Genomic DNA, 204 nt, shown 5'->3' on the forward strand with positions numbered 1-204 from the left:
TATATAACGAGAGACCGTGGAAGATGTTTCACAGAGGCTATAAACAGAATAATTCCTGGTGTTACACAAATCTGCGACCGATTCCATCTAATCAAGAATATGACGGACACGATGATACCGGAAATAGAGAAAATAATCCGTCAGACCAAGAAAAAGCTCAAATACGAATATCCTGACAGAGACACGGCTTCTTCGTTAATTCTT

The 204-nt window shown here is 39.2% G+C and carries 1 protein-coding gene; it reads left to right on the forward strand.

What is annotated here, in order from left to right:
• Nucleotides 1-51: 51 nt before the first annotated feature.
• Nucleotides 52-204: hypothetical protein (locus tag DWZ47_RS31470; protein WP_233525143.1), on the forward strand; the 153-nt coding region annotated here is incomplete at its 3' end.

The organism is Bacteroides sp. AF32-8BH (assembly GCF_003435205.1).
Lineage (GTDB): Bacteria > Bacteroidota > Bacteroidia > Bacteroidales > Bacteroidaceae > Bacteroides > Bacteroides ovatus.